11 protein-coding genes are annotated in these 11,566 nt (G+C 36.0%); all 11 read left to right on the top strand.

Annotated elements, in window-relative coordinates; translation table 11 throughout:
* The first annotated feature begins 119 nt into the window (after positions 1–119).
* The 11 genes from TX86_RS05370 (at position 120) to TX86_RS05420 (ending at position 11,558) form a co-directional block, all read left to right on the top strand.
* The gene (locus tag TX86_RS05370) at positions 120–959 is read left to right on the top strand and encodes a 3-hydroxyacyl-CoA dehydrogenase family protein (protein ID WP_230203573.1); all 840 of its coding nucleotides are present in this window, start codon (positions 120–122) and stop codon (positions 957–959) included.
* A gap of 13 nt (positions 960–972) precedes the next feature.
* A complete protein-coding gene (locus TX86_RS05375; RefSeq protein WP_042346959.1) occupies positions 973–1,749 on the top strand; it encodes an enoyl-CoA hydratase/isomerase family protein in 777 nt (258 codons plus the stop codon).
* Between the two features lie 96 nt (positions 1,750–1,845).
* Positions 1,846–3,282: an AMP-binding protein gene (locus tag TX86_RS05380; RefSeq protein ID WP_052343542.1), complete on the top strand. Its 1,437-nt coding sequence runs from the start codon at positions 1,846–1,848 to the stop codon at positions 3,280–3,282.
* Between the two features lie 485 nt (positions 3,283–3,767).
* Entirely contained in the window at positions 3,768–4,940 is a 1,173-nt protein-coding gene (locus tag TX86_RS05385) for an iron-containing alcohol dehydrogenase (RefSeq protein WP_042346961.1), read from the top strand.
* Positions 4,927–5,685: a glucose 1-dehydrogenase gene (locus TX86_RS05390; RefSeq protein WP_042346963.1), complete on the top strand. Its 759-nt coding sequence runs from the start codon at positions 4,927–4,929 to the stop codon at positions 5,683–5,685. Before TX86_RS05385 ends, TX86_RS05390 begins: the two co-directional genes overlap by 14 nt.
* A gap of 24 nt (positions 5,686–5,709) precedes the next feature.
* Positions 5,710–6,936: an ABC transporter substrate-binding protein gene (locus TX86_RS05395; RefSeq protein WP_042346965.1), complete on the top strand. Its 1,227-nt coding sequence runs from the start codon at positions 5,710–5,712 to the stop codon at positions 6,934–6,936.
* A 42-nt stretch (positions 6,937–6,978) separates the two neighbouring features.
* Positions 6,979–8,211, top strand: a complete 1,233-nt coding sequence (locus TX86_RS05400; RefSeq protein ID WP_042346968.1) for an ABC transporter substrate-binding protein — start codon at positions 6,979–6,981, stop codon at positions 8,209–8,211.
* A 57-nt stretch (positions 8,212–8,268) separates the two neighbouring features.
* Complete coding sequence (locus TX86_RS05405; protein WP_042346970.1) at positions 8,269–9,147, top strand: branched-chain amino acid ABC transporter permease; 879 nt, start codon at positions 8,269–8,271, stop codon at positions 9,145–9,147.
* Between the two features lie 3 nt (positions 9,148–9,150).
* Positions 9,151–10,167 carry a branched-chain amino acid ABC transporter permease gene (locus tag TX86_RS05410; RefSeq protein ID WP_042346972.1) on the top strand — a complete coding sequence of 339 codons (1,017 nt, stop codon included), beginning with the start codon at positions 9,151–9,153 and terminating at the stop codon, positions 10,165–10,167.
* On the top strand, positions 10,139–10,861 hold the full coding sequence (locus TX86_RS05415; RefSeq protein WP_230203574.1) for an ABC transporter ATP-binding protein: 723 nt from the start codon (positions 10,139–10,141) through the stop codon (positions 10,859–10,861). The genes TX86_RS05410 and TX86_RS05415 overlap by 29 nt, the downstream gene beginning before the upstream one ends.
* Positions 10,854–11,558: an ABC transporter ATP-binding protein gene (locus TX86_RS05420; RefSeq protein ID WP_042346977.1), complete on the top strand. Its 705-nt coding sequence runs from the start codon at positions 10,854–10,856 to the stop codon at positions 11,556–11,558. The genes TX86_RS05415 and TX86_RS05420 overlap by 8 nt, the downstream gene beginning before the upstream one ends.
* The last annotated feature ends 8 nt before the right edge of the window (positions 11,559–11,566 follow it).

Consider the following 11,566-nt stretch of genomic DNA (forward strand, 5'->3'; position numbering starts at 1 on the left):
AAATATAGAAGGCGTCTCAGATGTGATTACTAATCGCTTTTGGGACAGCCTCTATTAGTTTAACGTGTAAATTATTTTTAAAACTCTAATAAAGAGAATTGATAGGGAGATGAGTAAAGTTGAAGATATGTGTCATTGGTGGAGGGCTAATGGGCTCTGGAATTGGTCAAGTTGCAGCACAAGTTGGAATGGATGTAACAATCATTGACGTAACGAAGGAATCACTTGAACAATCCAAACAGCGAATAGAAGCTTCTTTAAATCGTTTTCTTAAAAAAAATATTTTTGACAATCCGGATGATGTGCTTTCTAATGTTTCATTTTCTGTTGAATGGGACGCACTAGAATTAGCAGATGTCATCATTGAAGCAGTACCAGAAAAAATGCAACTTAAAAAGGAAATATTTAAAAAGATTGATCTGCTAGCGAAGAAAGATAGTTTAATTGCTACTAATACTTCATGTTTATCTGTTACAGAGATTGCAAGTGTTACCTCGAGACCAGATAAAGTAATTGGAATGCACTTTTTTAGTCCGGTACCGATGATGGCTTTATTAGAGATTGTGAAAGGGTACAAGACCTCACCAGAAACGTTGGAAGCTGCTAAAGTAGTTGGTGAAAAACTTGGAAAAAAAATGATTGTTGCGGAAAAAGATTTTCCTGGCTTCTTAATGAATAGAATTTGGCTACCAATGGTGAACGAAGCATGCTTTGCGGTAATGGAAGGTGTCGGTTCTCCCGAAGAAATTGATCAAGGCTTTAAAGATGGTTATGGGCATACGATGGGGCCGTTAAAAACGATTGATATGGCTGGATTGGATATTACGTTATGGGCATTAGAAGCTCTGTATGAAGGTTTTGGCGATTCTAAGTATCGGCCTTGTCCACTATTGAAGAAGATGGTAGAGGCTGGAGATTTAGGGACAAAAACAGGACAGGGATTTTATTCATACAATTAAGGGGGGATGTATTATGGAAAATGTTCTTTGTTTTGAAATAATAGAGAAAGTAGCTGTATTGGAGATTAATCGACCACCTTACAATCCATTAAATCAGGCTATTTTTCAAGAGATGACGAGAATAGTAGAGGGGTTATATGGAAACGAAGAAGTAAATGTATTGATTATAAAAGGAGCAGGAGAAAAGGCTTTTTCAGCTGGAGCTGACATTAACCAATTTATCTCTAAAATAGGGAAAGAAGATATTGCACTAACGATTGGTTATCATCAGGCGTTTGAACTTTTAACTAAACTCCCGATACCAGTGATTGCCGCTTTGAAAGGTCATGTGCTAGGGGGGGGGTTAGAGCTGGCTCTTGCTTGTGATTTTAGAATTTGTGATGAAAACACTAAGATGGGACTACCAGAGGTTAATTTAGGTATCTTTCCAGGGGCAGGAGGGACGCAACGCCTTCCTAGATTAATTGGTCGATCAAAAGCAATGGAGATGATGATGTTTGGAACATCAATTCATGCAGAGGAAGCGAAACAGTATGGACTAGTTAACCAAGTTGTACCTAATGGAACAGTAGAAGAAGAAGTAATGAAATGGGCTAATCTGCTTAAGGAGAAACCTAGACTTGCATTGAAAAATATAAAAAAGACCATTAATCATGGCATTGATCTTCCTTTAACAGAAGGCATTCGTTATGAGATGGAAAAATTCGGAGAAATGTTCGTTAGCATGGATGCTAAAGAGGGAGTCAATGCATTTTTAGAAAAAAGAAAACCTGATTTCATTGGCAAATAGATGTGCATGGAGAAAATTTAATTAATATTAAAATGATTTGGTTAGTCTTTGTATTAAAGGAAATAACCAAATTTAATGATGGTGAAGGAGGTATGAATGAATTTAGACTATGTTTTACAGAACCATGCTCATATGAATCCTGAAAAGAATGCAATTGGTTGGGAAACTAGCGTTTTAAGTTATCAGGAACTAAATGCAAAAATACAGAGACTTGCTAATCAATTTTCTTTAAATGGGATTGAACCGAGAGACAGAGTAGCAATAATATTAAATAATTGTCCCGAATTTATTATTAGCTATTATGCATGTATGCGAGTTGGAGCTATTTCTGTTCCAATAAATCCGACTCTTACTTACAGGGAGTTAGCAATTATTTTAAATGACTGTTCTCCGAAAATCATTATTACAAATGAAACTGTAATCGAAACGTTGAAAAAAATTGAAATAGAGAAAGACCCTCTATATTTAAATGTGCACTCTCAAGTGTTTAGTGAACTTCTTCATAATGGATCGATATCAAGCATTGATAACACAGTAGTGGTAGAAGAAACCTCTATTATTTATACATCTGGAACAACAGGTTTACCAAAAGGTGCCGTTTTAACACATCATAATCTATTTCATAATGCGAAAACATTTGCTGAAGCTCTTGAGATGAGTAATCAAGAAAAAACATTGATTGTTTCTCCATTATTTCATACTGCCGCACAAACTTGCTGCTTAAATGCAACTATTTATAGTGGTGGATATAGTCACCTTCTCCCAAGATGGACCTCAAGTACACAAACTTTACGTACCATGGAAGACAAGGAAATCAGTTTCTTTTTTGGACCTCCAACAATGTACACGTATTTATTAAATGATCCTAATAATAAAAACTACAATTTAAACTTAAGAATTGCATTTTGTGGTTCAGCACCATTGCCTGAAAAGATTTTTAATAAATGGTATGAGACATTTGGCTTTGAAATTATTGAAGGATACGGGTTGTCAGAGACTTCTCCTGTGGTTACGATTAATCCGCTAAAGGGAAGAAAAAAATCAGGAAGTATTGGAATACCAATACAAGATGTAAAAGTGAAAATAGTGAATGAATTAATGCAAGAAGTTTCTAAAGAAGTGCCTGGTGAGTTAATTGTTCAAGGACCAAATGTTATGAAAGGGTATTGGAAGCGTCCAAAAGAAAATAAGCAAGCATTTGTAGATGGTTGGTTTAAAACCGGTGATATTGCTAAGAAAGACAGCGATGGATATTTCTACATAGTGGATCGGAAAAAAGATTTAATTATTCGTTCAGGTTTTAATATTTACCCTAGAGAAGTAGAGGAAGTGTTGTATCAGCATTCTTCTGTTCTAGAAGTTGCAGTAATAGGTTATCCGGATGCTGATAAGGGTGAATTAGTTAAGGCAATTATTACTCTAAAGCAGGATTATCAATTAAATCTTGAGGAGGAATTGAAAGAATATTGTATAGGGAAATTAGCTACTTATAAGATTCCTCAAAAAAATAGAAATTGTGAAAGAATTGCCTAAAACAAGTTCAGGGAAAATTGTTAAAACAAAATTACGTGAATTATATTCAGAAAATCCAATTTAAAGAAAATGTGAACAGTGCTACGTGCTGTTCACATTTTTTGTTCGGAACAGTACAGTCCATGAGACTGGGCTATTATGCGGATTAAATTGAGGTAAAATGGTGCTCACTGTATTTGAGGTAGGTAAAAACAACCCAATTTTATTAAAATTGGGTTGTTTTTACACACAATGAATTGTGTATGAAATTGTAAAATGTCGCAAAAAAGCGATTATTGTTAAGTTGTTATGAATAATAATCGTTATTATAGTTTTGGCACGCTTATTGCATTAAATTAAAGTGAATTTGTAATTTAATAGTTTCGGGATAAGTAACGTTTTCGATTTGTGAATGCGCTTTCAACACTTCTTGTGAACAATAACTTTTCCCCTGATAATTCGCATTTTAGAAATTAAAAAGTTGTCCAATTTAAGGAGGTCAATTTATGAATGAATTAGCTTTTTTTAAAAACCCTACCCAAATAACTTACGGTCTTGGCGCAATTAATCAATTAAGACCTATTATTGAACAGCAAGACTTTAAGAGTGCACTGATTATAACGGATCGAGGAATTATTCAAACAGGGCTTGTCGAGCAAATTATTAGTCAGTTAGACAATATTCAATATGCAGTATTTGGCGAAACAAAACCAAATCCAACCGTGACCAATTGTAATGAAGCTGTTAAGACTTTAAGTGAAATAAAGGCAGATGTGGTTGTTGCTATGGGAGGAGGTAGCTCAATAGATGTAGCTAAAGCAGTTTGTCTATTGGCTACAAATGAAGGGGCGATTCAAGATTATGAGGGTATTGATACATGTTCTAATGATTTGTTGCCACTTATAGCAATTCCAACTACAGCAGGTACTGCAAGTGAAGTTACTACATTTGCTGTTATTACTGATGAAGAACGGCAAAATAAATTTACGATTGGGGGAATACGATTAGCTCCCAAATGGGCATTAGTAGATCCGTTAGTTACACAAACCCTGCCTCCACATATAACAGCTGCAACCGGCTTAGATGCCTTAGTACATGCAATTGAATCTTATACATCCAAATTAGCAAATCCAATTTCTAAAGCACTTGCGAGAGAGGCAATCCGAAGAATTAGTGCAAACCTTCGCCAAGCTGTATACAACGGTGACAATATAGTGGCAAGAGATAATATGCTTATGGGCAGCCTTTTAGCAGGTCTTGCATTCAACAATACTAGATTAGGAAATTGTCATGCATTAAGTCATCCGGTAAGTGCAATTTATGATGTTCCTCATGGTGTAGCTAATTCTATTTTGATTCCGCATATTATGGAATTTAATATGTTAGCAGTTCCGGAACTATTTAGTGATATTGCTGTGGATATGGGAGAAAATCTAACGGGTTTGACATTAATGGGGCGTGCACAAGCTGCTGTAAATGCAGTTAAGACTTTATCAAAAGATATTAATATACCTAGTGATTTTTCACATTATCATGTGGATGAAAGCCAATTGGATCGTATGACAGTGGATGCTTTAGCAAGTGGAAATATAGCTGTGAATCCAAGGAAAACATCTTATCAAGATGTTGTTGAATTATATAAAAAAACAATGGGCGGTGTGAAAAGTGAAATTATTTGATTTAAGCGGAAAGACGGCATTAGTAACTGGTGGAGGCCGGGGAATTGGACGGTCAATTGCATTAGCGCTCGCGGAAGCGGGGGCGAATGTTGCGATAACCAGCAGAACAGAATCTGAGCTACAGAGTGTAACTAATGAAATATCGACATTTTCCAGAAAGGCGTACTATTCTACTGTTGATGTCCGTAATAAAGAAGCGATTCATTCATTTGTTGAAGAAGTCGTAGAACAAGAAGGGAAAATCGATATTCTTGTGAATGGAGCAGGGACAAATAAAAGAATACCTTTTTTAGAATTATCGGAGGAAGACTGGAATCTTGTAATGGATATTAACTTGAAAAGCGTGCTGTTTGCTTCTCAAGCTGTAATCCCATATATGCAAAAGCAAAAGAATGGGAAAATCATTAACATTGCTTCACTAACAAGTGAAATTGGTTTTAATAATATGGCTGTGTACGGAGCGAGCAAAGGAGGGGTGTCACAGCTTACAAAGGCGTTAGCGGTTGAGTTTGCGAATGATGGCATTTTAACAAATGCGATTGGACCTGGTTATTTCAAAACGGAAATGACAAAAGTTTTATTTGAGAATCAAGACAAAGTTGAATGGATGAAATCGCGTATTCCCTTGAAGAGAACGGGTAATGTGGAAGACTTACAGGGGACAGCGGTATTTTTAGCATCAAATGCCTCGAATTATTTAACAGGTCAAACTATATATGTTGATGGCGGTTGGTTGATTTCATAATTTTCTAGTGAAAGAGGAATTAAAATGAAAAAATTATTTTCCCTTATGATGGTTGGACTACTTCTTATATTAAGTGCTTGTGGATCAGATGGAGCTAGTAGTGATGGAAAATCGGATTCATTGAAAATTGGAGCTTTATATCCTTTATCTGGTGATTTAGCACTGTTGGGTGAAGAAAGCTACCGTGGCGTAGAGTTAGCTGTTGAAGAATTTAATAAAAACGGCGGTGTTGAAGGGAAGAAGGTTAAGTTAGTTAAAGCAGATGCAACTGATGCAGATGCTGGACAAGCTGAGGCAAACCGTTTAGTCAACCAAGAAAAAATTAAAGCAATTGTAGGTTCCTATTCGAGTTCAATTGCGTTCGCTGCTAGTGAGGTAACAGAAAGAAATGGTGTTTTATATTGGGAACTAGGAGCCGTTTCTGATTCTATTACTGATCGGAAGTATCAATATGTATTACGAACTAATCCACCGGCATCATATTTCTCTAAGGTAAACATTGATTTTATTAAAGAAGTGGCAGCTGTAAAACTTGGTAAAAAATTGAACGATGTGAAAGTTGCAATCACACATGAAGACTCTGCTTATGGAACAACTATTGCTGAAGAAGCAAAGAAACTGGCTAAAAAGGAAGGAATCAATATTGTAACAACACAAGGCTATAGTTCTGGTTCAAATGATTTAAGCTCAGTTGTATTGAATCTTAAGAAAGCTCAGCCGGATGTATTGATTGCTGTATCTTATTTAAATGATGCGATTCTTTTAGCAAGACAAAGTGAAGAGCTGGGTTTTAAAGTACCTGTATTTATCGGAAATGGTGGTGGCCATACGATGACAGATTTTAAAGACGCTGTTGGTGATTTGGCAAATGGAGTTTTTGATGTGGATTTCCCTCAATACAAAATTAATAGGGAATATACACCTGGAATGGACCACTTTTTAGAACTTTATAAAGATAAGTATGGAAAGGACCCACGCTCGGGTCATTCATTATCCAATTATATGGGCATGAAAGTTGTGCTTGATGTTTTATCAGAAGTAGGTGAAGTAGACCCTGACAAATTGAAGGAAGCTGCTTTGAAATATAGTGCTGAAGCTGGATCTACACCAACTGGATGGGGTGTAGAATACGATTCGAAAAATGGTCAGAACAAAAAAGGTCAGCCTTATATGCATCAATGGATTAAAGGTGAACTAGTAACGGTGTGGCCAGAAAATGTTTCTGTTGAAGAACCTGTCATCAATAAATAAAACGATTCTTGAAATGTTATTGTTGATGTTTGGAGGGTGAAAATGAAAAGAGTTTTTATTCTAATAGTACTAAGTTTTCTTTTATTACTAACGGCATGTAGCGAATCAGATAAAGTTAGTGGAAATGACAAAGCATCTGACACATTAAAAATAGGTGCGTTGTTTCCTTTAACAGGTAATTTAGCGTTGCTCGGTGAAGAAAGTTATCGAGGTGTTGAACTTGCAATCGAACAAATAAATAAAAAGGGCGGGGTAGCAGGAGGTAAAAAGATTGAACTAGTTAAAGGAGATGCTCCTGATGCAGATGCTGCACAATCAGAGGCTAATCGATTAATCAATAGAGAGAACGTACAAACTATTGTTGGATCTTACTCATCAGGTATTGCTCATGCAGCTAGTGAAATGACTGAAAGGAATGGTGTCTTGTTTTGGGAATATGGTGCCGTTGCCGATTCTATTACAGAGCGAGGATATAAATATGTGCTAAGAACAAATCCTCCCGCCTCTTATTTATCGAAAACTCACATCGATTTTATTAAAAATTATGTGGCTGAAAATATTGGGAAAGATTTAGGGAATCTAAAAGTAGCAATTGCACATGAGGATTCATCTTATGGAACGACTATTGCGGACGAGGCTGTAAAGCTTGCTAAAAAAGAAGGAATTAAAATTGTTTCAACTCAACCATATGCTGCTGCATCAAATGATTTAAGCTCAGTTGTTTTGAACATAAAGAAATCTAAACCAGATGTATTGATCGTTGTCTCTTATCTAAATGATGCAATTTTATTTCACAGACAGTGTAAAGAATTAGGTTTAGACGTTCCGGTTGTGATTGGTTCTGGTGGTGGTCATGATATGGCTGGTTTTATAGAAGGAGTTGGTGATATAGGAGATGGCATTTTTAATGTGGCATTTCCACAATACGAGATTAATCATGAATATACACCTGGAATAGAAGAATTTATAGAACTTTATAAAGCAAAATATGGTGAGGGACCTCGGTCAGGTCATTCGCTTGTTCATTATATGGGAACTAATGTCCTTCTTGATTTAATCGATGAAGTTGGAGAAATTAATCCTGATAAATTACGTGATGTAGCAAATGATTACAAAATTGAACCAGGGAAAACTGTAACTGGATGGGGTATTCAGTTTGATCCGGAAACAGGTCAAAACCTTCTAAGTCGACCATATGTACATCAATGGGTGGATGGAAAGCTTTATGCTGTTTGGCCAGAAAGTGTTTCAGTAAGAGAGCCAATCATAAAATAATAAGTTTTAAGAGGGCTTTCTTCTTCTAGAATGAAAAAGAAAATCGAGGTGAATTAAATGACAATAGTACAAACGCTCATTTCAGGTTTATTACTTGGTGGAATTTATTCTCTTATCAGTATGGGACTAAATTTAATTCTTGGAGTTGTCCGAATCGTTAATTTTGCCCATGGGGAGTTTTTAATGATTGCTATGTATATCAGTTTTCTATTCTATTCAACTATGGGCCTAGATCCTTATATTTCTGCAATTCTCGTTATAGCTTGTTTATTCTTAATCGGAGTAATTACACAAAGATTTATGATTCAGCCAATACTTGATACACCACCTACTACTAAAATCTTTGCCACGTTGGGATTATCAATTGCATTGCAAAACCTTGCATTAATGACGATGGGTGCTAATCATATGTCGGTACGTACTAGCTACCAATCTGCAGTTTTTCATATCGGTGAGATTGCAATTAGTATTCCAAGATTAATTGCTTTTGTTGTTGCTATTTCTGTAGCAGCACTATTATACCTATTCTTGCAAAAAACGTTCACTGGCAAGGCAATTCGGGCTGTTGCAATGCAACGACAAGCTGCACATCTAATGGGGATTAATGTGAAAAAAATCTATTTGCTTGCATTTGGAATTGGTGTTGGACTAGTAGGCTTAGCTGGGTCAATGCTCATGCCTATCTACTCTGTATATCCAACTCTAGGCACAACCTTTGTTCTGATAGCTTTTGTTGTCGTTGTTCTTGGAGGAATGGGTAGTATGTTTGGTGCCTTCTTTGGTGGTTTAATGATTGGATTAGTTGAAGCATTATCAGGCGTTCTATTGGACACAGGGCTTAAAGAGGCAGTCTACTTTGCCATATTTATTTTAGTACTATTATTACGTCCTTCTGGCATATTCGGCCTTGGTAAGGGTGCAGAGGAGGTTGGTTGATTAATGATCAATATCAAAAATAATTCATTTTTAATAGTGTTGGGAATACTTGCTTGTATTTTACCTTTAATAATTGATAGTAAGTTTTACCTAAATACCTTTATCTTAATCCTTCTTTTTGCAACAATCGCAAGTGCTTGGAATATCCTTGGGGGATATGGGGGTCAATTATCCCTTGGACATACTATCTTTTTTGGAATAGGGGCCTATACTTCTTCTCTTTTATATTTAAATGTTGGATTAAGCCCATGGATTGGAATATTTATTGCAGGAGCACTAGCGATAATCGTTGGAATTTTCATTGGTTGGCCAACTTTCCGATTAAAAGGCACATATTTTTCACTGGCGACGATTGCTTTTGCCGAGGTAATACGTCATCTCACTTTGTATTGGAGAGATTTAACAAATGGGTCAATGGGAATCAATATTCGATTTGAACCAGGAGTGTCAAACCTAATTTTTCGTGAATATAGTTCCTACTATTATATAGCGCTTGCTTTGTTCCTAATTTCTCTTGCGATTGTGTATTTTGTGGATCGTACTAGGGTTGGCTATTACTTAAAAGCCATTCGTGAAAATGAGGATAGTGCAGAAACATTAGGAATCAATGTAACGAAGTATAAAATGATTGCGATGGCTTTAAGTGCTGGTTTGACAGGAGTTGCAGGTGTACTATATGCACAATTCATGCTTTTCTTTGAACCAGAATCAGTGTTTAATTTGAATTTTTCAATTGAAATTGCCTTGATTGCAATCGTTGGTGGGATGGGAACAATATATGGTCCGCTACTTGGAGCTGTGATTATTATTCCACTAAATGAAATCCTGAGATCTTCATTTCCTGCCTTTAGTGGAATGAACTATTTTCTATACGGTATCGCTTTAATCTTAATTGTTTCCTTTATGCCGAATGGACTATTACCATTGCTAAAGAAAATTCCTGAAAAGTTTAAAGGAAGAAAACGTTTAGATGTTAAAGGAGGGGAAGTTGTTGATTATTCAAGTAAAAGAAGTCGTTAAACAATTTGGCGGTCTTAAAGCGGTTAATAACGTTAGTTTTGATGTTAAGCAAAATGAAATTCTTGGCATTATTGGACCGAATGGTGCGGGGAAAACCACCTTATTTAACTTAATATCTGGTTCCCATCCCGTAACATCTGGCAAGATTGAATTCAACGGAGAAGAGATTACCAATAAGAAACCATATGTAATTTGTAAAAAAGGAATTGGCCGAACTTATCAGGTTGTTAAACCATTCGGAGGTATATCTGTCATAGAAAATGTTATGGTAGGTGCTTTTAATAAAACAACCAGTACAAAGAAAGCGAGAGAATACGCTCTTGCCATTTTAGAAAAAGTTGGATTGAATCAAAAGAAGGATCAAGTAGGAAAAAGTCTAACTATTGCTGATAAAAAGCGATTGGAAGTAGCAAAAGCATTGGCAACACAGCCAAAACTGCTTTTACTTGATGAAGTAATGGCTGGTTTAAATCCAACAGAAATACAAGAAATTATACCCGTCATTAAGAGCATAAGAGACAGTGGCGTTACGATTATTATTATTGAGCATATTATGGAAGTTATAATGACAGTTTGTGATCGAATTGTAGTAATTCATCATGGTGAAAAAATAGCTGAAGGAACACCGAAGGAAATAGCAAACAATGAAGAGGTAATTAAAGCTTATTTTGGGGAGGCAGTGAGCAATGCTTAAATTAGAAAATGTAAATCTATTTTACGGTGAAATTCAAGCATTATGGAATCTGTCCCTCGAGGTCAAAGAAGGGCAAATTGTCGCATTATTAGGAGCGAATGCCGCTGGGAAGTCCAGCACAATAAATGCTATTTCTGGTTTGGAAAAGGCGCAAAGCGGTAGAATTACTTTTTTTGGTAAAGAAATACAAAAGCTAGATCCTCATGAAATTGTCGAAGAGGGTATTATCCAAGTGCCGGAAGGAAGAAAACTTTTTAATTATATGTCTATTGAGGAGAATTTAGAGCTAGGAGCTTATTCAAAGCGGGCGAAAAAAGATTATAAGAAAAATTTAAGAATGGTGTATGACCTCTTTCCAATCTTAGAAGAACGAAAAAAACAATTTGCTGGAGAGATGAGTGGTGGTCAGCAACAAATGTGTGCAATTGGTCGAGGATTGATGGCAAATCCAAAGCTTTTAATTATTGATGAACTATCCCTAGGACTAGCTCCGATTCTAGTCCAAAAGCTATTAAAGGCATTAGTTGAAATCAATAAAACTGGTTTAACTATTTTACTTGTTGAGCAAAATGTTCAACAATCTTTGGCTATATCAAAAGAAGCCTTTGTCCTTGAAAATGGTCGACTCGCCCTATCAGGAGAAGCTTCTAAACTGATAAATGAGCCGCACTTGAAGAAAGCGTATTTAGGAATGTAGGTGGTTGC

Origin of the sequence: Bacillus massiliigorillae (assembly GCF_000380245.2) — a bacterium.
In the GTDB taxonomy this organism is placed as follows: domain Bacteria; phylum Bacillota; class Bacilli; order Bacillales; family DSM-1321; genus Bacillus_AD; species Bacillus_AD massiliigorillae.